Source organism: Ramlibacter sp., from assembly GCF_035655895.1.
GTDB lineage: Bacteria > Pseudomonadota > Gammaproteobacteria > Burkholderiales > Burkholderiaceae_C > Ramlibacter.
In genome coordinates this window covers 49,738-71,031 of sequence record NZ_DASRTN010000002.1, presented here as the reverse complement: position 1 = coordinate 71,031, position 21,294 = coordinate 49,738, and the positions used below count along the sequence as shown (strand labels likewise).

Genomic DNA, 21,294 nt, shown 5'->3' with positions numbered 1-21,294 from the left:
GCATCCGCTCGGCGGCGGGTAATGCTCGGCTGGTTTGCGGGGCTGGGTCGGCGGATCGAATCGACGGGTTGCGGCGCTGCGCTGAAGGCCGGCGGGCAGCCGGCGCCGCTTGCGGCATCATCCCCGGGGTGACGTCCGCCTCCTTCCGTTCCCGCTTCGCCCCGCGCCGGCTCGCCTGGCTGTCGGCCCTGGCGCCTGCCTCGTTCGCCGGCCTCGCCGCCCCGGCCGCCGCCCAGGAGCCGGCGTGGCAGGCCTGCGCCGCGCAGGCGGCGCCCGCCGCCCGGCTGGCCTGCTACGACGCCTGGGCGCGGCGGCAGCCGCCGGCCGCCGCGCCGGTCTCGCCAGTCACGCCGGCCTGGACGGTGCCCGGCGCGGCTGCACAGCCGGCGTCCCCGGCCAGCCCCGCCGCGGCGCCGGCGGCAGCAGCGGGCACCACGCCCCCACCCGAGCCGCCGCCGGTCGGCCTGGAACTGCCGGCCCAGGCCGCCGGCCCCGGGGCCCCGACCGCGCGCTGTGGCACCGCCAAGTCCGAGCTGGCGCGCACCTGGGACCTGGAGACCGCCACCGGCTGCGGGGTGCTCGGCATCCGCCTGTACCGGCCGCTGCAGCTGGGGCTGGTGACAGCCGACACCGTCAACCGCCAGCCGACCTCGGACAATCCGGCCAACCAGGTCGGCTTCCAGCCCTATCGCAACACCGAGACGCGCATCCAGTTGTCGGTTCGCACCAAGATCGCCGAGGGCCTGCTCACCGAGCGCGGGCCGCTGCGCGACTCGCTGTGGTTCGCCTATACGCAGCAGTCGTACTGGCAGCTGTTCACGCCGGCGCTGTCGCGCCCCTTCCGCAGCACCGACCACGAGCCGGAGGTGATCTACATCCACCCGTTCGCGGTGCCGGCGGTCCGGGGCTGGACGCTGCGCTATGGCGGGCTGGGGCTGGTGCACCAGTCGAACGGCCAGAGCCTGCCGCGCTCGCGCAGCTGGAACAGGGTGTACCTGATGGCGGGCGCCGACACGGCGGCCGGCACCACGCTGCAGGCGCGGCTGTGGCGTCGTCTGCGGGAGGATGGCGCGAGCGACGACAACCCCGGCATCAGCGACTACATCGGCCGCGCGGAACTGGTGGCCGGCTGGCGCACCGACACCGGCCGCACGCTCTCGCTCACGCTGCGCAACACGCTGCGCGACCAGTCGCGCGGGTCGGCCAAGGTCGAATGGATGATGCCGGTCGATTCCGCCGAGCAGCCCGGCGAGTTCGGCCGGCTGCGGCTGCACGCCAGCCTGTTCAGCGGCTACGGCGACACCCTGCTGGACTACAACCGGCGGCGCACGGTGTTCAGCGTCGGGGTGAGCCTGGTCGACTGGTGAGCCGGCCTCAGGCCGTGGTGCGCAGCCGGAACGCCGGCTTGCGCTCGCCCACCTGGGTGCCGCGCGCGTTGGCGATCGGCTCGGCGCGCCAGGGCCGCAGCTCCTCGCGCTGACGCGCATCGAGCCAGCCGAGCTGGTCCATCACGGCCACCGTGGCCGCATGCACCGCCGTCCTGTTGCCGTCGATGACCTTGAGTGCGAACGCCTGGCCGCGGCAGATGCTGCCGACGGCCTGCACGCCGTCGGCCCCGGCCTTGCTGACCCAATCGCCGCGGCCGGCGCGCATGAACGCCAGGTCGTTGCGCCCGGTGCCCGAGACCAGGTCGGGGTGGGCCACCATGGCCTGCGACAGCTGCGCGAAGCTGGCGCCGAACTCGGCGTCGCGCTCGCCGCTGGCCAGCCGCGCGTAGCCGCGCGCCAGGTGCGACAGCGGCAGCGCGTAGTTGGGCGCGGAGCAGCCGTCCACGCCCAGGCGCAGGTCCTCGGGCGCGAGGCCCACCGCACGCGCCACGTCGCGGCGGATCGCCTGCTGCAGCGGATGGCCGGGCGCGGTGTACGTGCCCACCGCCTGTCCATGCTGCACGCACCAGGCCAGGAAGCCGGCGTGCTTGCCGCTGCAGTTGTGGTAGCGCTCGTCGACCACCGCCGGGGCGGGCCCGACCCCGTGCTCGACGTAGTACGGCACGTGGCAGCCGCACTGCAGCGCGCGCACCGGCTGGCCGATGCGCGCGAGCATCGCGTCGACGTTGCGCACGTGCACCGGCTCGCCGTTGTGGCTCGCGCACAGCAGGGCGACCTGCTCGCTGCTGAAGCCGAAGCGGGCCGGCCCGCCCGCCTGCAGGAACGGCAGCGCCTGGAACGCCTTGAGGGTGGAGCGGCTGAAGGTGACCCAGTGCGGATCGCCGGCGTGCGCGACCAGCCGGCCACGCGTGTCGGCCACGGCCACGGCGCCGAAGAACTGGCATTCGAGCGTGCCGCCGCGCCAGGTTTCGATCAGGGGGACGAGCGTCGTCATGCCGGGATTGTTGCGCGGCGCGCAAGCCGCCGGCGGTGCACGCCCGATAAGATCGAACGGCCGCATGTCCGCTCCGCCTGCCGCTCCCGCCTCCCCCGCTTCCGACCTCGCCACCTGCCTGCGCCTGACGGTGCTGCTGACCGTGACCCACGCCAGCTTCGGCGGCGCCCGCCTCACGCTCACGCTGCAGGCCGTGCAGTGGCACGCCACGCCGCTGGCGGTCGGGTTGCTGGTCAGCCTGCTGATGCTGGTGCCGGCGCTGGTGTCGGTGCACATCGGCCGCTGGGCCGACCGCGCCGGCCATGTGCCGCCCACCGTCGCCGGGCTGGCGGCGCTGGCCGCGGGCGAGCTGCTCGCGGCGTGCGCGGGGCACCTCGCGCTGCTGGCGGCCGCCAGCGTGCTGGTCGGCACCGGCTACACGCTGTGCCACGTGGCGATCAACCACGCCATCGGCATCGTCGCCGGCACGCAGGGACGGGTGCGCGCGTTCGGCGTGACGGCGCTGGGCTTCTCGCTGTCGGCGCTGGCCGGACCGCTGGTCGCCGGCTGGCTGATCGACCAGGTCGGCCATGCCTGGACCTTCGCGCTGCTGACCCTCGGGCCGGCCGCTTCGGGGCTGATGCTGGCCGGCCTGCGGCATGCGAGCGGGCCGGCGCGCACCGCCGCCGCCGCGCGCGCCGGCCTGCTCGACCTGCTGCGGCATGCCCCGGTGCGCACCGTGCTGGTCAGTAGCGCGCTGGTGGCGATGGGCTGGGACCTCTTCACGTTCCTGGTGCCGCTGCATGCGGAAAAGCAGGGGCTCTCGGCGACCGCCATCGGCCTGGTGGTGGGCACCTTCGGCATCGGCAGCTTCGCCGCCCGGCTGGCGCTGCCGGCGCTGGTGCGGACGCTGGAGCCACGCCAGCTGCTGCATGCGGCCGTGCTGCTCGCGGCGGCCGGCTACCTGGTGCTGCCGTTCTGCGGCACGGTCGCGAGCATGCTGCCGCTGGCGTTCGTCGTGGGCCTGGTGCTGGGCTGCGGCCAGCCGCTCGTGATGACCCTGCTGCTGGAGGCTGCGCCGGCCGGCCGCGCAGGGGAAGCGGTCGGCCTGCGCACCGCGCTGACCAGCCTGGGGCAGACGGCGCTGCCGCTCGTCTTCGGCGCGCTGGGCGCCGCGGTGGGCATGCTGCCGCTGTTCTGGGCGGTGGCCGCGACCATGGCCGGCGGCTCGCTGGCCAGCCGGCGACGGCCGCGACGCTGACGCGGCGCCTCAGTGCTTCAGGTCCGCGGGGACCTGGCCGCCGTTCTCCTCGAGCTTGCGCATCACCTGCTGGTGCAGCCAGATGTTCATGGCCGCGCTGTCGCTCTTGTCGCCCTTGTAGCCGAGCTCGTCGGCCAGCTCCTTGCGCTCCTGCAGCGAGCTCTCCAGGCCGACCAGCTTCATCAGGTCGACGATGGAGGTTCGCCAGTTCAGCTTCTGGGGATTCTTGGCGGCCAGCCCGTTGAGGACCTGCTCGATGTCCACGCGCTGCACGGTGGCGGCGGGCGCCGACTGCGCCACCGGGGCCGCAGACGCCACCGACGCGGGCTGCTGCGCCGCGCCGGCTGTCGGCACCTGCGCGGTCGCCGCGGAGCTGGCGGGTGCCTGGCCTGCCTGGGCGTTGGTATTGGTGTCGGTGTTGGCGTTGGCGTTGGGGAAGATGCGGCCGAAGATCTTGCCGAGGATGCTCATGCGGATTCCTTGTGTGGAGGTCCGTGATGTTGGGCAGGCCATCGGATGCGTGCTGTGGGCGCCCGTTGGGAAAACGATGGGCTGCCGTCCGACACGGCCGCGCACGCGGCGCGGCTCAGCGGCGATGGCCGCGGGGACCGCCGTGACGATGGTGGTGGTACCCGCCTCCGAAGCGGCCGAAGAACACCACCGGCGGCGGCGCCACCCGGTAGACAGGTGGCCCGTAGTACACCGGCCCCGGGACGACCACCGGCCCGGGCGTCGCGTAGACCGTTCCCGGCGGGCCATAGACCGGCCCCGGCGCGGGAAAGACGGCCACCGGCTCGGGTGCATAGACCGCACAGCCACCGGCCAGGGCCGCCACCCCGAGCAGACACAGGCGCTGGATGCTTGGGTACTTCTTCATGACACCATTGAACGCCCCGGGTGGCAGCCCGATGACGGCTGGCCCGTGTCCGCTCCGCAAAGATCGCTGCGGACTGTAACGCTCTCGGCCAGCTGCAGGCGGCTAGCCTGCGAGGTTGCGGAAGACATAGCGCGCCAGGGCCTTCCAGAACCCGCTGCCCGCGTGTTGCTGGGCCAGCGCGGTGACATCGGCGTAGCCCTTGTGCAGGAGCATGCCGACAAGGCCGGCCAGCGCGAGGATGGCCAGCACCTGCAGCACGGTCTTGAACAGCTCGTCGGTCCGGCGGGTCATCGTGGGGCACCTGGCACGGCGACGGATCGCCGCCATGGCCGCCAGTGCTGCCGTGCCAGGGAGCAGCAGTGTGCCACCGCCCTGCCCTGTCCTCGTGATGACTGACAGGGGTCGCCGATTCTCCACAATGGGCCGATGCTGCCGCTGCGCTCCCCCCTGCAGGCCCAGGTCGTCGAATGGCTGGTCCAGCCTGGCGCGCTCGTGCGCGAAGGCGACCTGGTGCTGGTGCTCGAAGCCATGAAGATGGAACACGAGGTGCGCGCGCCGGCACCGGCCCGCGTGCGCGAACTGCTGTTCGCGCCCGGCGACCTGGTGGCCGAGGGCGACCTGCTGTGGACCGCGGATGCCGTCGTCGCGACCGGCGCCATGCCAGCCGCGGCGACAGCCCTGGCGCCCGCCGGCGATCCTGCGCCGGCGCCGCGCCCTGCCGTCCGGGCCGACCTGCAGCGCGTGCTGGACCGGCACGCACTCACGCAGGACGCCGCCCGGCCCGAGGCCGTGGCCCGGCGGCATGCGCTGGGGCAGCGCACCGCGCGCGAGAACGTGGCCGACCTGTGCGACGACGGCTCCTTCAGCGAGTACGGCGCGCTCGCGGTCGCGGCGCAGCGCAGCCGGCGCAGCGAGGAGGACCTGCAGCGCAACACCCCGGCCGACGGCCTGGTGGCCGGCATCGGCAGCGTCAACGGCGCGCTGGTGGGGCCGGAGCGCGCACGCACCGCCGTGCTGGCCTACGACGCGACAGTGCTGGCCGGGACCCAGGGCTTTCGCAACCACCAGAAGACCGACCGCCTGCTCGGCGTGGCGCTGCGCCACCGGCTGCCGGTGGTGCTGTTCGCCGAAGGCGGCGGCGGCCGGCCCGGCGACACCGACATGGCGATCGTGGCCGGGCTGCACGTGCCGACCTTCGCCGCCTTCGCGCGCCTGAACGGCCGCGTGCCCACGCTCGGCATCGCGGCCGGCCGGTGCTTCGCCGGCAACGCCGCGCTGCTGGGCTGCTGCGACCTGATCGTCGCCACCCGCCACGCCAACATCGGCATGGGCGGCCCCGCGATGGTCGAAGGCGGCGGCCTGGGCCGCTTCCCGCCGGAGGCGATCGGGCCGGCGGCCGAGCAGCATCGCAGCGGCGTGGTGGACCTGCTGGTGGACGACGAGGCGGCGGCGGTGGCCGCCGCCAAGGCGTGCCTCGCCATCTTCCAGGGAGCGACCAGCGGGTGGGCCGCACCGGACCCGCTGCTGCTGCGCGACGTGGTGCCGGAGAACCGGCTGCGCGCCTACGACACGCGGGCCGCGATCCGCGGCATCGCCGACGCCGGCTCGGTGCTGGAGCTGCGCACCGGCTTCGGCGTGGGCATCCACACCGGCTTCGCACGCATCGAGGGGCGCCCCCTCGGCTGGATGGCCAGCAACCCGTCGCACCTGGGCGGCGCCATCGACGCCGATGCCGCCGACAAGGCCGCGCGCTTCATGCAGCTGTGCAACGCGCACGGGCTGCCTCTGCTCAGCCTGGTCGACACGCCCGGCTTCATGGTGGGGCCGGCCGTCGAGCGCGTGGCGCAGGTGCGGCATGTGAGCCGGATGTTCATCGCCGCCGCCCACCTGGACGTGCCGGTGTTCGCCGTGGTGCTGCGCAAGGGCTATGGACTGGGCGCCATGGCGATGGCGGCAGGCGGCTTCCACGCACCGGCGTTCACCGTGGCCTGGCCGACCGGCGAGTTCGGTGGCATGGGGCTGGAGGGTGCGGTGAAGCTGGGGTACCGCAAGGAGCTGGAGGCACAGCCCGAAGGCGCAGCGCGCGAGGCGCTCTACCAGCGGCTGCTCGCGCAGCAGTACGAGAACGGGCAGGCGCTTCGCATGGGCGAGACGCTCGAGATCGACGCGGTGATCGATCCCGCGCAGACCCGCGCCTGGCTGGTGCGCGGGATCGCGTCGGCGCCGGTGTCGCCGCGCACGCAGGTGCGGGCGGTCGACGCCTGGTGACGGCGGCGGCGGGGCGGCAGCCGCGGCGCCTGCGGCAGCCGCGGCGCCTGCGGCAGGCGCCGTGCCGGCCGGATGCCCCGCGACCCCGGAGCCCGGCTTACTTCTTGTCGCCGCCCTGCTCCTTTTCCTTGGCCGTGGTGACGTTCACGTTCGGGACGGTGATCGTCTTCTCCTCGGTCTTCACGGTCGGGACGGTCACCGTCTTTTCTTCCTTGCTGACCTGCACGTCGGGGCCCTTCACGTCGTACTTGGGCAGGCTGACGTTGCCTTCCTGGGTCTTCTGCACGTCGTACTTGGGCAGGTTGACGTTGCCTTCCTGCGTCTTCTTCACGTCACAGGCGGACAGGCCCAGCATGGCGGCGCCGACGAGGGCCGCGGTCACGGTGGTCTTGAACATGGTGCACTCCCTTCGATGTTGTCGATGCGGCCGGCAGGCGTGCTGGCCGTGTCTGCATTCTGGAAGTCGGACCGCGCCCTGGCTGTAGGAAGCGGGCCGCCGGGGCTGTGGGGACCTGCCTCGACAGCAGGCAGGTCCCCGCGCGGGCGCAACTGTCACCTTCTTCCTACGGGTGGCGCACTGCTGCCGACCTAGCATGGCCCGCACCGCCACCGGAGCCGCCATGTCCGCCACGCCCCCGCCCGAGTCCCCCGCGCAGCAGCCGCACCACGCCGCGGGCACCGTGCGCGACCTGCGCGGCGGCATGCGCCTGGCCGTCGACGGCGTGCGCGGTGCGATCGGACTGGTGGAAGAGGTGCATGAGCGGCTGGCCCACATCACGCCACCGGTGCGCGGGTTCTCGCCGGGGCGGCCGGGCCGGGGCTGGCCGGCGTTCGTCTACCGCAGCCTGCGCGGCACCACCGACCTGGTGGGCGGTGGGCTGGACCTGCTGCTGGCGTCGGTGCAGGCCTCGCTGCAGACTCCCCAGCGGGACCGCGCGCCCGAGGCGGTCCGGCCCACGCGCGAGGCCCTGGTGGCCGCCTTGAACGCGCTGGCCGGCGACCATCTGCACCGCACCGACAACCCGCTGGCCGTTGCGCTGCAGCTTCGCCTGCCGCGGGCGCCGGCGCGGCCGCGCGTGCTGGTGCTGGTGCACGACCTCGGCCTGAACGACCTGCAGTGGCGCCAGGACGGCCACGACCACGGCGAGGCGCTCGCCGCCGCGCTGGACTGCACGCCGGTCTACGTGCAGTACAACACCGGCCGCCACGTCGCCGCCAGCGGGCGCGAGCTGGCTGCCGAGCTCGAGCGCCGGCTGGGCAGCTGGCCGGTGGCCCTCCAGGGCCTCGCGATGCTGGGCCACGGGATGGGCGGGCTGGTGCTGCGCAGTGCGCTGGACCAGGCCGTGCGGGCCGGCATGGGTTGGCCGACCCAGCTGCAGAAGCTGGTCTTCCTGGGCACCCCGCACCTGGGCGCGCGCCTGGGCAGCGGCCTCGACCTGCTGCTGCGCAGCGGCCTGGGCGCCCAGGCCATGGTCGCCCCGCTGGTCCGCCTGGGCCGGCGCCGCAGCGATGGCATCGACGATGTCCTGCAGGGCCGCTACCTCGACCCCGACGCCGGCTTGGCCGCGCCCCTGGCGCCACCGTGGCCGCCGGGCTGCGCCGTGCATGCCATCGCCGGCGTGTGCGGTGACGGGACGGGCGACGGCCTGGTGCCGCTGGCCAGTGCGCTGGGACGCGCCGAGTCACCGGCGCAGGACCTGCAGATCCCCGAGGACCACCGCTGGATCGCACAGGGCGTGGACCATCTCGGGCTGCTGCGCAGCGAAGCGGTGCTCGGCACGATGCGGCAGTGGCTGTCGGCGTGAGTCGCGCGGCGCGCACAGGGGCGTGGGCGCCGCGCTGACATGGTGCGTCGCAGGCGACTCCCACACTGGGTCGCAACCGTTGGAGTGCGAGCGATGACCTACCTTCCCAAGGCCCAGGAACAGATGAACGGCGACCTGCTGCTGCCCGAGGCCACCAAGCTCTTCCTGCACCGGCTGGTGCGCGACCTCAAGGCCCAGCCGGACCTCGAGCCCGCCGCGCTGGCCGCCCTGGAAAGCGCCCTGGGGCCGTGCCTGGAGCCGCTGCCCTCCTTGCGCGAGATGCTCGACCTTCCCGATCCCGAGCAGGAGGCGCGCGCCCACGCGCTGCTGCGCTACAGCCTGGCCCGCTGAGGCGGCGATGCCGGGCGTCGGCGCCGCCGACGGAGCGCAAGCTCAGGCTGCGCGCGCGAGCAGCGCCTTCTGCAAGGTCGAATGGATGGCCTGCGGTTCGGCCGGCTTGACCAGGTGGCCCGAGAAGCCGGCCATGGACGAGCGCTGCAGGTCGGGCGTGGCGCCGTAGCCGCTGAGCGCGACCACCGGCAGCGTCCGGCTGAGGGCGCGGCCGACGTCGATGCCGCTGCCGTCCGGCAGGCCGAGGTCGGTCAGCACGATGTCGAAGTCGCCCTGCTGCGCCGTGCGCACCGCGTCGGCGCAGGTCGCCACGTGCGTGACCTCGTAGCCGTAGGCTTCCAGGCACATCACGATGGTCTCGGCGGCGTCCTCGTTGTCCTCGACCAGCAGCAGCTTCCACCCGCCCTCGGCGCTCTGGCCCTGGTCGGCGCCGCCGGCACCCAGGCCGGCCACCTGGGCCTCGGCCTGGCTGCGCAGCCGCAGCGTGAACGTGGCGCCCTGGCCCCGCCCGGCGCTGCTGGCGCTGAGCTCGCCCTTGTGTTCCGTCACCAGGCCGCGCGCGATCGCCAGCCCCAGGCCCAGACCGCCGAACCGCTGGGAGACCTCGCGGTCGGCCTGCTCGAACGCGCTGAAGATGCGCGGCAGCGCCTCCGGGTCGATGCCGATGCCGCTGTCGCTGATCTCGACCACCAGCGTCGGGCCCTCCAGCCGCGAGCGCACGTCGACGCGGCCCGCCTCGGGCGTGAACTTGATCGCGTTGCGCAGCAGGTTCCACAGCACCTGCTGCATGCGCGCTTCGTCGGCCTGCACCAGCCCCGAGGCCGCGCGCAGGTCGAGCTGCAGCTGCAGGCCCTTGTCGCGGACCTGCCCGTCCAGCATGTCGAGCACCGCGTGGACCAGCGCGTGCATGTCCACCGCCCTGGGCTTGAGGCTGACCTTGCCGGCGGAGATCGCGGTGAGGTCCAGCAGGTCCTCGATCAGCCGCGCCTCCAGCGCCACGTTGCGCTGGATCATGGGCAGCAGGTTCTGGTACTTCTCCGGAACCGTGACCGAGCGCTCCAGCAGGTGGGCCGCGGTGGCGATCGGCGACAGCGGCGTGCGCAGCTCGTGCGACAGCACGGCCAGGAACCGGTCCTTGGCCTGGTTGGCCCGCTCGGCCTCCTCCTTGGCAGCGCGCAGCGCCTCGGCGTCGCGGTAGTCGGCGGTCGCGTCGCGCACGATCTTGCAGAAGCCGGTGTGCTCGTTGCCGTCGCTGAACAGCGGCATCAGCACGCCCTCGGCCCACAGGCGCAGGCCGTCGCGCCGCATCATCCAGCGGTTGTCGTCGGCCTTGCCCTCGCGCAGCGCCTGCGCCATCTCGGCCGCGATCGCGCCGCGCTCGCGGTCCTCCGGCGTGAACAGGCGGTCGGCCGAGATGCCGATCATGTCATCCCGGGTGTAGCCGAAGATGTCGCGGGCGGCCTGGTTCCAGCTGTGGATCACGCCGCGCTGGTCCATCAGGATCACCGCGTAGTTGCGCAGCGAATCGACCACCCGGGCGAAGATGGCGTTCGCCTCGCGCAGCTGCACCTGGGCGGAGTCGCGCGCCTCGCGCTGGGCCACCTCGCGCAGCGCGCGGTCGATCACCAGCGGCAGGCGCACCAGCCGGCTCTTGCTGACGTAGTCGGTCGCACCGCGCTTGAGCATCTCGACGGCGTTGTCCTCGCCGATGACGCCGGACACGAAGATGAAGGGCACGCGCGGGTTCTTCGCGCGCGCCTCGGCCAGCGCCTGTTCGCCGGAGAACCCCGGCAGCTCGTAGTCCGACAGGATCAGGTCGTAGCGCTGCGCCGCCAGGGCGGCCACGAAGCCTGGTTCGTCGCGCACCACGTCCAGGCGCGCGTTCGGGTAGGACGCGATCAGCGCCTCGCGCAGCAGCTCGGCGTCGAAGCGGGAATCCTCCAGCAGCAGCACCTCCAGCGTCTTCTCGTGAAAACCGTGCTCCGGCAGGTGCTCATTCATATCGGCGCATGGCCTTCAGGGAACCGGGCGGCGGCTCGTTCAGCACGGCCCAGAACACGCCCAGGTCGGCGATGGCGCCGACGAACTGCTTGAACTCGACGGGCTTGACCACGTACGCGTTCACCCCGAGCTCGTAGCTGCGGACCACGTCCGATTCCTCCTGCGAGGAGGTCAGCATCACCACCGGGATGCTGCGCAGCGCCGGCGTCCCCCGCACCTTCTGCAGCACCTCCAGCCCGTTGACCTTGGGCAGCTTCAGATCGAGCAGCACCACGGCGGGATTGCCCTCGTCGCGCTCCCTGAAATCGCCTTCGCGCAGCAGGTAGTCCAGCGCCTGTGCGCCATCACGCACGACGATCACCTCGTTGGCCAGCTGGCTGCGCTCCAGCGCCACCAGGGTCAGTTCCAGGTCCCGCTTGTCGTCCTCGACCAGAAGAATCGGCTTGAGCATGGTCACGTCCTCTTTCTCGACAGTCTCGGGGCTTGTGCATCCCCTTTCCCTCCCGGCAGGGAGAACCCGAACACGGCTCCCTGGTCCGGTTCGCCGTGCGCCCACACGGTTCCGCCGTGGCGCTCAACGATCCTCCTCACGCTGGCCAGGCCGATGCCCGTGCCCTCGAATTCCTCGGCCTGGTGCAGGCGCTGGAACACGCCGAACAGCTTGCCCACGTACTTCTGCTGGAAGCCCACGCCGTTGTCGGCGACCTCCAGGCCTTCGCCGTCCGCGTTGCGGATCGCCCGGATGCGCACCTGCGGCGACTTGCGCGTGCGCGTGTACTTCACCGCGTTGCTCAGCAGGTTGCGCAGCGCCACCTGCAGCAGGAACGGATCGGCGGTCAGCACCGGCAGCCCGGGGTCGACCTCCCAGGCGATGACCCGACCTGCTTCCTGCCGGCTGTACTCGGCCACCAGCTCGTCGACCAGCGCCCGCGTGTCCACCTGCGAGCGCTTGAGCGCGGCGCGGCCCATGCGCGAGAAGTCCAGCAGGGCATCCACCAGGTGGCCGGCATACGCCGCGGCCTCCTTCACGTGCGACAGGTAGCGCATGGCGCGCTCGGACAGCTGCTTGCCTTCCATGTCCTGCACCAGGTCGACGTAGCCGGCGATGTGCCGCATCGGCGCGCGCAGGTCGTGCGACACGGTGTAGGAGAAGGCTTCCAGCTCCTTGTTGACGCGCCCCAGTTCGGTGGCCACCTCGTTCATCTCCTCGGCGCGGCGCAACACGATGCCGATCAGGGCGTGCCGCAGCTCGCCGGCCGCCGACACCTCGGCGGGGCTCCAGGCCTCGCTGCGGCCACGCACCTGCTCCTGCCAGCTCTCGAAGCTCTGGCGCGGATGGATGCGGCCGGCGGTCACCTGCACTTCCTTGCGCGGATCGCCCGCCCAGCGGATGGTGCGCACCAGCTCGGGACGGAACCACAGCACCAGGTGCTGGTGCACCTGCGAGATGGAGATGGCCAGCACCCCGGCTGCGCGGGCGACGAAGTCCAGCCCCGGGGGATAGACCTCGGGCAGGCGGTCCGTGCTCCAGGTCTCCGCGCCCTTGGCGTTGATCCACTGGGCGAGCGCCGCCACCTGCGCAGGCTCGGGCGTCTCGCCGGTGGTCCAGCACTGGTCGTTGAGGACCACTGCCGCGCCCGACGCACCCGCCATGCGCAGCAGCAGTGCGGGCTCGCCGACCAGCCGCTGCAGCGTGGCGTCGCTGTCGGCCAGGTGCGCCACCAGTTGCAGCGTCAGGTGCCGCAGCTCCAGCCGGGCCGCCACGTCCGCGTTGTCCTCCTGGCTGGCGATCTGCAGCGACAGCAGCCGGCCCAGGTGCTCGCAGGCCGCGCGTGTCTGGAACGACAGGTGCCTGGGCTGGTGGTCGTGGCAGGAGATCAGGCCCCAGAGCCGGTCGCCCAGCACGATGGACACCGACATCGACGCCAGGGTGCGCATGTTGCGCATGTATTCCAGGTGCACCGGCGAGACGCTGCGCAGCGTTGCAAACGACATGTCCAGCGTGCGCGAGTCCCAGCCGGGCGCGGCGCCCAAGAGCGGCACGGCCGTGTAGTGGGCATCCGGGATCAGGCGGATCTGGTTGAGCCGATAGAGGTCGCGCGCCTGCGGCGGGATGTCGGCCGCCGGAAAGCGGTGCCCGAGGTACGAGTCGTAGCCGGGCTCGATCGCCTCGGCGAGCACCTCGCCGTGGCCCTCCTCGTCGAACCGGTAGACCAGCGTGCGGCCGAAACCGGTCAGCCGCTTGATCTCGTCGGCCGCAAGCTGGGCGAGCTTGCCCACGGTGTCGGCGCGCTGCAGCTGCGGCAGGAAGTGCCGGGCCAGCGAATAGATCGGCGCCTGGGTGCCGGTCTGCGGCGACCGCGGCTCGAACTCGACGACCGTCAGGCCGCCCCGGCGATGCGCCAGCACGTCGAGCGCCCGGCCATCGACCTCGACGACACCGAGCGGGGCAGGGGCTTCGCCGTCATCCAGCCCTCCAAGGGCCTCGCGCACGAGTGCCAACGCCTGCTGCGCCTGCTGGGCGTCGCGCCAGTTTGCGCTATAGCCCACCAGCGAGCCTTCGCCGTCCAGGACGACCATCCAGCCGTGGGGCTGGATCGCCCCCGGCACGCGGATCGGCTCTTCGGCGCACAGGACGAGGTCAGGCAGCGGCGCGTTCATGCAGCAGGATCTCGAAGATGTCGATCAGGGCCTGGAAAGTGCGGACCGCGGCGTGCGAGGCCTGGTCGACGGTCAGCGCATCGGCTGGTTCGGCGGCCAGCAGCACCTGGAACTCGCGCCAGCGCGCCGCGGTGCCGGGACCCGCGCCGTGGAAGTACGCGGCGCCGCGCTCCGGGCTGAGCCCCAGCGTGCGCCTGACTTGCGCCGCGATGAACTGGCCGCCCAGCGCGGAGCCCTCCAGCACGTACAGCGACCCCAGTGCCGCCGCCCGGCTGTCCAGGGCCGGCAGGTTGACCGGCAGCGTGGGCGCGGCCACGCCCAGGTGCAGCAGGTCGGCCTCGAGCAGCACCAGCCGCCGCCCCTGCGCGAACCAGGCCTGCAGGTCGGGCGGCAGGACGGCCGCCATCGCGGGCTCCCAGGCGGTGAGGAACGCGGCGAAGCCCTGGAGGGTGCGCGCGTAGTGCGCGCGGCCGAACGGCTTGCGCAGTCCGAGGAGATTGTCGATGTGGGCGTGGCGGTCTGCTGTCGTCTGACGCAGGACCTCCAGCATGCCGCGCGAGGACGCCGGCGCCAGGGACTCTGGAAGAACCATTCAACTGCTCAATGAAGCCCGCGGGGCGGGCCGCGGCGAGCATGCCAGATGGAAACCCATCGCGCCGTAGGACGGATCCGACAAAGATGTCGGGTCGTCTGGCGAACCCGGAACGCTCGTGCGAAAACCAAAGATGGCAGCTTACCGCAGGATCGCCACTGCAGCCGAGAAGGTGACGAAAGCTGCGGCGGTCGTCAGGAGAATGATGCGGGCAATGCGCCCGTTGTCCGCGCCGAAGCGCTCGGCCAGCAGGGCGACGTTGCTGGCGCTGGGCAGGGCCGCCACCAGCACCATCACGGTGAGGGTGAAGCGGTCCAGCGGCAGCCCCGCCAGCATGGCCAGCCGCCCGGCGCCCAGCACCAGGAGCGGGTGCACCACCAGCTTGGCGACCGAGACGGGCACGACATCGGCCAGCGGCATCGGCCCCTGCTCCTGCGCAGCCGCCACCATCTGCGACCGCGCGAGCACCGCGCCGATGGTGAACAGCGCCACCGGCGAGGCCGCATCGGCCAGCAGCCCGATGAACGCGCCCACCGGCCGGGGCGGCACCAGCCCCAGCCCCGAGGACAGCGCGCCCAGCCCGATCGCCCACGGCATCGGGTTGGCCGCGACGCCGCGCAGCGCCTTGCGTGCGGCTTCAGCCGCGCCATGCTGGCCTGCGGCGTCCAGGCGCGACAGGGCGATGCACAGCGAACTCGTGATCACCAGGTCGATCAGGATGGTGAGGATGGCCGGGCCGGCGGCCTGTGCGCCGAGCAGCGCCACCAGCAGCGGCACGCCCATGAAGCCGGTGTTGGGGAACGCCGCCACCAGGGCGCCGAAGGCGGCGTCGTTCCACCGGATGCGCGCGTTCAGGCTGAAGGCCACCGTGCCGGCCACCATCAGCAGCGCGCACGGCAGGTAGACGACCAGGGCGGCCGGGTCGAACAGCTGCGCGATCGGCGTGCCGGCGCCAAAGCGGTACAGCATGCAGGGCAGCGCGAAGAACAGCACGAAGGTGTTCAGCCCGCCGATCGCCTCGAGTGGCAGCAGGCGGCGGCGGGCGGCCAGGTACCCGCACAGCACCAGCGCGAAGAACGGGAACGTGACCTGCAGGATGTCAAGCACGCGCCGTATTGTCGGTGCAACGTGGCGGGGCACTTGTCGCGGCGCTGACGCAGGGCCCTCGGTATCATTCGCCGGCCTTCCGGTCCCTCCCGCCGTCCCCCTCCGCAGTCCCCTCCCCCGATGTCCGGCCTCAATCTCGCGCAGCAGGAAGCTGTGAACTTCATGCACGGCCCCTGCCTCGTGCTGGCGGGCGCGGGATCGGGCAAGACGCGCGTGATCACGCACAAGATCGGTCGCCTGATCCAGAGCGGCATCGAGGCCAGGCGCATCCTCGCGATCACCTTCACCAACAAGGCCGCGACCGAGATGCGCGAGCGCGCCAAGTCGCTGATCGGCCGCGATGCCAAGGACGTGGTCATCTGCACCTTCCACGCGCTGGGCGTGCGGCTGCTGCGGCAGGACGGCCAGGCGCTCGGCCTGAAGCCGCAGTTCTCGATCCTGGACAGCGACGACGTCACCTCGATCCTGAAGGACGCGGGCGGCACCACCGACGCGGCCACCGCGCGCCAGTGGCAATGGACGATCAGCCTGTGGAAGAACACGGGCCTGACCGCAGCGCAGGCCGAGGGGGAGGCCAAGGACGACAACGAGAAGGTGATCGCGCGCATCATGGCGCGCTACGAGGAGCGCCTCGCGGCCTACCAGAGCGTCGACTTCGACGACCTGATCGGCCTGCCGCTGAAGCTGCTGCGCGACCACGCCGAAGTGCGCGAGAAGTGGCAGCGGCAGCTCGGCCACGTGCTGGTCGACGAGTACCAGGACACCAACGCCACCCAGTACGAGCTGCTCAAGCTGCTGGTGGGCGAGAAGGGCCGCTTCACCGCGGTGGGCGACGACGACCAGTCGATCTACGGCTGGCGCGGCGCCACGCTGGACAACCTGAAGCGGCTGCCGCAGGACTGGCCGGCCCTGAAGGTGATCAAGCTGGAGCAGAACTACCGCTCCACCAGCGCCATCCTGCGCGCGGCCAACAACGTGATCCAGCCCAACCCCAAGCTGTTTCCCAAGACGCTGTTCTCGGAGCTGGGCGAGGGCGAGCCGGTGCGCGTGGTCGACTGCGACAACGAGGAGCACGAGGCGGAACGTACCGTGCACCGCATCCAGTCGATCCGTGCGGGGACGGCGGCCACCGCCAGCGGCGGCGCGGGCAAGGAGTGGAAGGACTTCGCCATCCTGTACCGGGCCAACCACCAGGCCCGCATCTTCGAGCAGGCGCTGCGCAAGGCGCAGATCCCCTACAAGGTCTCGGGCGGCCAGAGCTTCTTCGACCGCGCCGAGATCCGCGACCTGTGCGCGTGGCTGCGGCTGTGGGTGAACAACGACGACGATCCGGCCTTCCTGCGCGCGGTGACCACGCCCAAGCGTGGCATCGGCCACCAGACCCTGGGCACGCTGGGCGAGTTCGCCGGCAAGTACAAGCTGAGCCTGTTCGCGGCGCTGTTCTCGTCCTCGCTCGGCTCGGTGCTTAACGCGCGCGCGGTCGGCAGCCTGCACGAATTCGGCCGTTACCTGAACGACCTGGAATTCCGCGCCCGCCACACGCTGGGCGCGGAGGACGCGCGGGCCTTCCTGCTCGCCTGGCTCAAGGACATCGGCTACGAGAAGCACCTGTACGACAGCGAGGAGAGCGAGAAGGTCGCCGCCGCGCGCTGGACCAACGTGATGGAGTTCTGCGACTGGATGGCGCAGCGCTGCGGCGGAACGCTCGACGACGCCGCCGGCGTGTCGATCGCCAGCGAGAAGAAGAACCTGCTGGAGGTGGCGCAGACCATCGCCCTGCTGTCCACGATCAGCGAGCGCGAGAAGGACCAGAACGTGGTGACGCTGTCGACGCTGCACGCCGCCAAGGGCCTGGAGTGGCCGCACGTGATGCTGGTGGGCTGCGTCGAGGGCCTGCTGCCGTTCAAGCTGGGCGACGACGAGAACCCGACCGGCCGGGCCGACGGTCCGATGAGCGAAGGCATCCTGCAGCGCCTGCAGGAGGAGCGGCGGCTGATGTACGTGGGCATCACCCGTGCGCAGCGTTCCCTGGCGGTGAGCTGGACCAAGCGGCGCAAGAAGGGCCGCGAGGTGGTCGCCGCGCAGCCCAGCCGCTTCATCGCCGAGATGGCGCTGGACAAGGCCACGGTCAAGGAGGACCCGCGCGAGAAGCTCAAGGCCCTGCGCGCGGAGTTCGCAAAGAAGAGCGCCGCCAGTGCGGCCGCGGCGGCGGCGGCCGCCGGGAACGCCGGCTGATGCACCGCCTGCTGCCCGCGGGGGTCGTGGCGGTGCTGCTTGGGGCGGCCGGGGCCGCGCAGGCCCAGCCGATGCCCGATTGCCCGGCAGCGCGCACCCTGGAGGCACGGCAGCTGGTCGGCCTGTGGCGGGCGCAGTTCGAGGGCCTGCCGCAGGGCGCCACCTTGCTGCTGGAGCCCCATCCGCAGTACCCCGGCAGCCTGTCCGGCGAGGTCAACCGCAACGGGGAGCGCTCGCGCCTGGCGGCCGACCTCGAGGACGGCGAGCTGACGCTGGAGGAATCCGCGGATGGCCGGCGCATCGCCGCCACCTGGCTGGGCGAGCTGGTCGAGGGCTCGTGCGGCCGCGAGATCCGCGGCAGCTGGCAGCCCCGCGACGACCCGCGTGCGCGCGGGTTCGTGCTGCGCAAGGTCGACCGCTAGGCACCGGGCGGCGTCGCGCCTGCAGGCGCCCCCCGTTCCCCCGGCGCGCCCAGACCGGCGCCGGCCTCAGCCGCGCGCCGAGCGCCGCCCTGCGAGCAGCACGGCCAGCGTCAGCGCCAGCATGGCCGCCTGCGCGGCCAGCCCCTGCCAGTTGGGATGCACCCCGAGCAGCGGGACCGCCACGAAGTCGACCGGCGTGGAGGTGAGCAGCCCGGCTTCCTGCAACGCCGCGATGCCATGGCCGACGAACACCACCGCCATCGCCACCAGCAGCCACGACGTGGTGGAGAAGAACAGGCCGATCGGCAGCCGCACGCTGTATTTCAGGATCAGGCCGCCCAGCACGGCCAGCAGCAACGCGCTCGCGCCGATGCCGCCGAGCACCTGCGGCCGCCGCGCCTCGCCGGCCTGCGCAAGCAGGGTCTCGTAGAAGAGGATGACCTCGAACAGCTCGCGGTAGACCGCCAGGAACGAGATGCCGGCCATCGCCCACAGCGTGCGCCTGGCGAGCGCCCCCGTCACCTTGTCGCGGATGAAGGTCTGCCAGGCCTGCGCATGCGACTTGTTGTGCAGCCACAGCCCCACGTACAGCAGCATCGCGGCGGCCAGGAGCGCGGCGAAGCCCTCGGTCAGTTCGCGGCTCGCGCCCGAGACCGACAGCAGGTGGCTGGCCACGAACCAGGTGGCCACGCCCAGCAGCACCGCCGCGATCCACCCCGCGTGGATGTACGGCAGCGCGTCGCGCCGGCCGGTCTTGCGCACGAAGGCGATGATGGCCGCCAGCACCAGGATGGCCTCGAGCCCCTCGCGCAACAGGATCAGCAGCGAACTGACGAAGGCCGTGGCAGGCGACATCTCGCCGTCCGACAGCTTGCGGTCGGCCTCGGCCAGCAGGGCCTCGACCTGCTGGACCCGGGTCACCAGCGCCTCGACGGGCCGGCCCTGCTCGATGTCCGACCGCATCGCCATCATGGCCTCCTCGATCCGCCGGCGCAGGCCGGGATCGACGTTGTCCAGGGCGGCCTCGACCAGCTCGAACCCCTCGAGGTAGGCGCTGATGGCGAGCTGGCGGGCACCCGGCCGGTTGCCGGCGCGGTAGGCCGCGAGCGACTCGTTCAGGTTGGTTCGCGCGACCGCCAGCGGCGCCGGGCCGGCCGCCGCGACGGCCGCCGGGTTGGCGACCAGGTAGGCCTGCACCGCACCCAGGTCGGGTGCCCCCGGCGCGGCCAGGGCGGCAGGCGTCGCGGTGACGAGCCGCCGGAAGTCGCCCAGCTCGCCCTTGCCGGCGCCCCGGCGCCACAACGCCTCGCCCTCGGCGCGGCGTTCCGGCGGATTGCGCCAGCCGCCGACCAGGAAGGCCAGCGCCCACCGGTCGGCCTCGGACAGCTCGGTGAACGCCGGCATCGAGGTGCCGCGCACGCCGAGGGTCACCGTGTTGTACAGGCCGTAGAGGCTGCGCTTGTCCATCCGGGCCGCGTCGTGGAAGTTGCTTGGCGCCGGCTCCAGGCCCCTGGCGGCCGGACCGTCGCCGCGGCCCTGCGCCCCGTGGCAGGCGGCGCAGCGCGCCTCGAACAGCGTGGCCGCCCGGGCCAGGTCCGGTGCCTGCTTGGGCGCCACGGTGACGCCGTACAGCTGGATCAGCTCGGCGCCCAGGCTGCGGGCGGCAGTGGACACCTCGGCGCCGGGCGCCTTGGCCTCGATCCGGCCGACCAGCGCCCGCGCCTTCTGCAGCACGGCATCCTTGCCCGCGATCGCCGGCAGCTGCTCCAGCTGGGCGAGCGCCTGGGCCGCGAACTCGCGCTGCTCCTGGTACTCGGCCTGGTCCTGGACCTTGCCGTCCTGGACGGTGTCGGGGTAGTCGACACCGATGTAGTCCAGCATGTGGATGATGGTCTGGGCCTGCTGGTCCGCGCCGGCGGCCGCCTGCGCTCCCGCAGCCCCCAGGACCAGGATGAATGCGAACACGAGGCGCAGCAGCGCGCGAGCAAGGACCATCACCGTCTCTCTGTCGATTGTTGTCTCGGGCGCCGGGGCCAGGCGCACCATCCGCTGACCGCCACCGGCACCGCCAGCGCGAACCAGGACCACGCGTCGCCCCAGCCGTCGGCCACCAGCGCACTGGCCAGCCCCGTGGCCGACACCAGGAAGATGGCCAGGGGCCAGCCCCACAGCTGCAGGACGGCGCGGCTCACGCGGCGCTCCCGGGCGTGGCCACGCCGGCGTCGGGCAGGCCCGCTGGCGCGCGCCTGCGCACCAGCCAGAGGTACAGGCCCGAGCCGAGCACGACGATGCTGACCAGGTCGAGCGCGGCCCACAGGATCTTCATCGGCAGCCCGCCGTAGTCGCCGAAATGCAGCGGTCGCGACACCTGCAGCGCGATCAGGTACCAGGGGAGCCGCGCGGCGGCCGTGACCTGGGCGGTGCCCGCGTCGACCAGCACCGGCTGCGGCAGTCGCGAGGTCAGCGGGTCGTTGCCGCGCAGGTAGAACGTCAGGTGGCGCGGGCTGGAAAACGTGGTGCCCGGGAAGGCGATGAAGGACACGTGGGTTCCCGGCGCGTGCGCCAGGGCCGCCTCCAGCGCGCGTTGCGCGGACGCACGGTCCGCCTGGGCGATCAGCGGCTGCTCGCGGTAGCCGCCGAGCAGGGCGGCCAGTTCGGTGGATTGCCAGCGCTGCTGCAGCAACTCGGCCCAGGTGTTGAGCACCCCGGTGGCGCCGACCACCAGCAGCCAGGCCAGCGTGACGATGCCCAGCAGGTTGTGCAGGTCCAGCCAGCGCACGCGCCGGGACTTGTCGTGCCGCACCTCGCCGAACGCGAGCTTGCGCATGAACGGCGCGTAGAGGACGACGCCGGAGACGATCGACACCAGCAGCAGCAGGCCCATGACACCCAGGAACAGCTTGCCGGGCTGACCCGCGAACAGGTCCACGTGCAGCTTGTCCATCACCCACATGAAGCCCTGGTGCAGCGGCGGCGCCGGCAGCACGGCGCCGGTGCGGGCGTCCACCGCGACCTGCTGGAAGTCGTCGGTCGGCGCGGGGGTCGGCGTCATCGTCACGAACCAGACGTCGCTGCTGTCCTCCTCCTGCGAGGCGAACTGCACGATCCGTTGCGGGTACTGCGCCCGGGCGACCTCGAGCACCCGGTCGAGGCTGACGGCCGGCGTGCCCGCGGGCATCGCCGGCGCCTCGACTTCGGTGCCGAGCAGGTGCCCGATCTCGTGGTGGAAGATCAGCGGCAGGCCGGTCAGGCACAGCAGCAGCATGAACGCCGTGCACACCAGGCTGCTCCAGGTGTGGAGCGCCGACCAGATCCGGATGGCGCGGGCGCTCAGCATGGCGTGCAGGTTCGCG

Annotated in this window: 20 protein-coding genes; 7 read left to right on the top strand and 13 right to left on the bottom strand. The window is 72.5% G+C overall.

What is annotated here, in order from left to right; translation table 11 throughout:
• Positions 1-128 precede the first annotated feature (128 nt).
• On the top strand, positions 129-1,367 hold the full coding sequence (locus VFE82_RS00385) for a phospholipase A (protein WP_324998245.1): 1,239 nt from the start codon (positions 129-131) through the stop codon (positions 1,365-1,367).
• A gap of 7 nt (positions 1,368-1,374) precedes the next feature.
• Here VFE82_RS00385 and VFE82_RS00380 read toward each other — a convergent pair whose 3' ends face one another.
• Entirely contained in the window at positions 1,375-2,382 is a 1,008-nt protein-coding gene (locus tag VFE82_RS00380; RefSeq protein ID WP_324998244.1) for an asparaginase, read from the bottom strand.
• A gap of 64 nt (positions 2,383-2,446) precedes the next feature.
• Here VFE82_RS00380 and VFE82_RS00375 point away from each other — a divergent pair, with 64 nt between their 5' ends.
• The gene (locus VFE82_RS00375) at positions 2,447-3,622 is read left to right on the top strand and encodes an MFS transporter (RefSeq protein ID WP_324998243.1); all 1,176 of its coding nucleotides are present in this window, start codon (positions 2,447-2,449) and stop codon (positions 3,620-3,622) included.
• A gap of 9 nt (positions 3,623-3,631) precedes the next feature.
• On the opposite strand, the gene VFE82_RS00370 is transcribed toward VFE82_RS00375, so the two are convergent.
• The 3 genes from VFE82_RS00370 to VFE82_RS00360 form a co-directional block, all read right to left on the bottom strand.
• Entirely contained in the window at positions 3,632-4,093 is a 462-nt protein-coding gene (locus VFE82_RS00370; protein WP_324998242.1) for a DUF3597 domain-containing protein, read from the bottom strand.
• Positions 4,094-4,208: 115 nt separating this feature from the next.
• Entirely contained in the window at positions 4,209-4,499 is a 291-nt protein-coding gene (locus VFE82_RS00365; RefSeq protein WP_324998241.1) for a hypothetical protein, read from the bottom strand.
• Positions 4,500-4,601: 102 nt separating this feature from the next.
• Positions 4,602-4,790, bottom strand: a complete 189-nt coding sequence (locus VFE82_RS00360) for a hypothetical protein (RefSeq protein WP_324998240.1) — start codon at positions 4,788-4,790, stop codon at positions 4,602-4,604.
• A 144-nt stretch (positions 4,791-4,934) separates the two neighbouring features.
• Here VFE82_RS00360 and VFE82_RS00355 point away from each other — a divergent pair, with 144 nt between their 5' ends.
• Positions 4,935-6,767: a carboxyl transferase domain-containing protein gene (locus tag VFE82_RS00355; protein ID WP_324998334.1), complete on the top strand. Its 1,833-nt coding sequence runs from the start codon at positions 4,935-4,937 to the stop codon at positions 6,765-6,767.
• Positions 6,768-6,864: 97 nt separating this feature from the next.
• Here VFE82_RS00355 and VFE82_RS00350 read toward each other — a convergent pair whose 3' ends face one another.
• Positions 6,865-7,164 (bottom strand): hypothetical protein, encoded by a 300-nt coding sequence (locus VFE82_RS00350; RefSeq protein WP_324998239.1) that lies wholly within the window; start codon positions 7,162-7,164, stop codon positions 6,865-6,867.
• Between the two features lie 223 nt (positions 7,165-7,387).
• Between VFE82_RS00350 and VFE82_RS00345 the strand changes: the two genes are divergently transcribed.
• Together VFE82_RS00345 and VFE82_RS00340 are read left to right on the top strand one after the other, a co-directional pair.
• Positions 7,388-8,572, top strand: a complete 1,185-nt coding sequence (locus VFE82_RS00345; protein WP_324998238.1) for an alpha/beta hydrolase — start codon at positions 7,388-7,390, stop codon at positions 8,570-8,572.
• 93 nt (positions 8,573-8,665) lie between these two features.
• Positions 8,666-8,923: a hypothetical protein gene (locus VFE82_RS00340; RefSeq protein ID WP_324998237.1), complete on the top strand. Its 258-nt coding sequence runs from the start codon at positions 8,666-8,668 to the stop codon at positions 8,921-8,923.
• A 42-nt stretch (positions 8,924-8,965) separates the two neighbouring features.
• Here the strand turns inward: VFE82_RS00340 and VFE82_RS00335 are convergent, their stop codons facing one another.
• The 5 genes from VFE82_RS00335 to VFE82_RS00315 all read right to left on the bottom strand — a co-directional run bounded on the left by VFE82_RS00335 (position 8,966) and on the right by VFE82_RS00315 (position 15,284).
• Entirely contained in the window at positions 8,966-10,924 is a 1,959-nt protein-coding gene (locus VFE82_RS00335; RefSeq protein WP_324998236.1) for a hybrid sensor histidine kinase/response regulator, read from the bottom strand.
• Positions 10,917-11,375 (bottom strand): response regulator, encoded by a 459-nt coding sequence (locus tag VFE82_RS00330; RefSeq protein WP_324998235.1) that lies wholly within the window; start codon positions 11,373-11,375, stop codon positions 10,917-10,919. The genes VFE82_RS00335 and VFE82_RS00330 overlap by 8 nt, the downstream gene beginning before the upstream one ends.
• Before the next feature lie 2 nt (positions 11,376-11,377).
• Positions 11,378-13,585, bottom strand: a complete 2,208-nt coding sequence (locus tag VFE82_RS00325; protein WP_324998234.1) for an ATP-binding protein — start codon at positions 13,583-13,585, stop codon at positions 11,378-11,380.
• Positions 13,566-14,177, bottom strand: coding sequence for a biliverdin-producing heme oxygenase (locus tag VFE82_RS00320; RefSeq protein WP_324998233.1), 612 nt, complete (start codon positions 14,175-14,177; stop codon positions 13,566-13,568). Before VFE82_RS00320 ends, VFE82_RS00325 begins: the two co-directional genes overlap by 20 nt.
• Positions 14,178-14,318: 141 nt before the next feature.
• Complete coding sequence (locus VFE82_RS00315) at positions 14,319-15,284, bottom strand: AEC family transporter (RefSeq protein ID WP_324998232.1); 966 nt, start codon at positions 15,282-15,284, stop codon at positions 14,319-14,321.
• A 120-nt stretch (positions 15,285-15,404) separates the two neighbouring features.
• Between VFE82_RS00315 and VFE82_RS00310 the strand changes: the two genes are divergently transcribed.
• Positions 15,405-17,519: an ATP-dependent helicase gene (locus VFE82_RS00310; RefSeq protein WP_324998231.1), complete on the top strand. Its 2,115-nt coding sequence runs from the start codon at positions 15,405-15,407 to the stop codon at positions 17,517-17,519.
• Positions 17,519-17,941: a hypothetical protein gene (locus VFE82_RS00305; protein WP_324998230.1), complete on the top strand. Its 423-nt coding sequence runs from the start codon at positions 17,519-17,521 to the stop codon at positions 17,939-17,941. The genes VFE82_RS00310 and VFE82_RS00305 overlap by 1 nt, the downstream gene beginning before the upstream one ends.
• A gap of 66 nt (positions 17,942-18,007) precedes the next feature.
• Here VFE82_RS00305 and VFE82_RS00300 read toward each other — a convergent pair whose 3' ends face one another.
• The 3 genes from VFE82_RS00300 to VFE82_RS00290 are packed head-to-tail and all read right to left on the bottom strand — an operon-like array spanning position 18,008 to position 21,278.
• Complete coding sequence (locus tag VFE82_RS00300) at positions 18,008-19,936, bottom strand: cytochrome c/FTR1 family iron permease (protein ID WP_324998229.1); 1,929 nt, start codon at positions 19,934-19,936, stop codon at positions 18,008-18,010.
• Complete coding sequence (locus VFE82_RS00295) at positions 19,936-20,133, bottom strand: hypothetical protein (RefSeq protein ID WP_324998228.1); 198 nt, start codon at positions 20,131-20,133, stop codon at positions 19,936-19,938. The genes VFE82_RS00300 and VFE82_RS00295 overlap by 1 nt, the downstream gene beginning before the upstream one ends.
• On the bottom strand, positions 20,130-21,278 hold the full coding sequence (locus tag VFE82_RS00290; RefSeq protein WP_414708704.1) for a PepSY-associated TM helix domain-containing protein: 1,149 nt from the start codon (positions 21,276-21,278) through the stop codon (positions 20,130-20,132). The genes VFE82_RS00295 and VFE82_RS00290 overlap by 4 nt, the downstream gene beginning before the upstream one ends.
• Between the last annotated feature and the right edge of the window lie 16 nt (positions 21,279-21,294).

What these genes read in the sequence shown, in the direction of transcription:
- VFE82_RS00380 (WP_324998244.1), bottom strand. Translation starts at nt 2,382, where the DNA reads ATGACGACGCTCGTCCCCCTGATCGAAACCTGGCGCGGCGGCACGCTC.
- VFE82_RS00375 (WP_324998243.1), top strand. Translation starts at nt 2,447, where the DNA reads ATGTCCGCTCCGCCTGCCGCTCCCGCCTCCCCCGCTTCCGACCTCGCC.
- VFE82_RS00370 (WP_324998242.1), bottom strand. Translation starts at nt 4,093, where the DNA reads ATGAGCATCCTCGGCAAGATCTTCGGCCGCATCTTCCCCAACGCCAAC.
- VFE82_RS00365 (WP_324998241.1), bottom strand. Translation starts at nt 4,499, where the DNA reads ATGAAGAAGTACCCAAGCATCCAGCGCCTGTGTCTGCTCGGGGTGGCG.
- VFE82_RS00360 (WP_324998240.1), bottom strand. Translation starts at nt 4,790, where the DNA reads ATGACCCGCCGGACCGACGAGCTGTTCAAGACCGTGCTGCAGGTGCTG.
- VFE82_RS00350 (WP_324998239.1), bottom strand. Translation starts at nt 7,164, where the DNA reads ATGTTCAAGACCACCGTGACCGCGGCCCTCGTCGGCGCCGCCATGCTG.
- VFE82_RS00345 (WP_324998238.1), top strand. Translation starts at nt 7,388, where the DNA reads ATGTCCGCCACGCCCCCGCCCGAGTCCCCCGCGCAGCAGCCGCACCAC.
- VFE82_RS00340 (WP_324998237.1), top strand. Translation starts at nt 8,666, where the DNA reads ATGACCTACCTTCCCAAGGCCCAGGAACAGATGAACGGCGACCTGCTG.
- VFE82_RS00335 (WP_324998236.1), bottom strand. Translation starts at nt 10,924, where the DNA reads ATGAATGAGCACCTGCCGGAGCACGGTTTTCACGAGAAGACGCTGGAG.
- VFE82_RS00330 (WP_324998235.1), bottom strand. Translation starts at nt 11,375, where the DNA reads ATGCTCAAGCCGATTCTTCTGGTCGAGGACGACAAGCGGGACCTGGAA.
- VFE82_RS00325 (WP_324998234.1), bottom strand. Translation starts at nt 13,585, where the DNA reads ATGAACGCGCCGCTGCCTGACCTCGTCCTGTGCGCCGAAGAGCCGATC.
- VFE82_RS00320 (WP_324998233.1), bottom strand. Translation starts at nt 14,177, where the DNA reads ATGGTTCTTCCAGAGTCCCTGGCGCCGGCGTCCTCGCGCGGCATGCTG.
- VFE82_RS00310 (WP_324998231.1), top strand. Translation starts at nt 15,405, where the DNA reads ATGTCCGGCCTCAATCTCGCGCAGCAGGAAGCTGTGAACTTCATGCAC.
- VFE82_RS00305 (WP_324998230.1), top strand. Translation starts at nt 17,519, where the DNA reads ATGCACCGCCTGCTGCCCGCGGGGGTCGTGGCGGTGCTGCTTGGGGCG.
- VFE82_RS00300 (WP_324998229.1), bottom strand. Translation starts at nt 19,936, where the DNA reads ATGGTCCTTGCTCGCGCGCTGCTGCGCCTCGTGTTCGCATTCATCCTG.
- VFE82_RS00290 (WP_414708704.1), bottom strand. Translation starts at nt 21,278, where the DNA reads ATGCTGAGCGCCCGCGCCATCCGGATCTGGTCGGCGCTCCACACCTGG.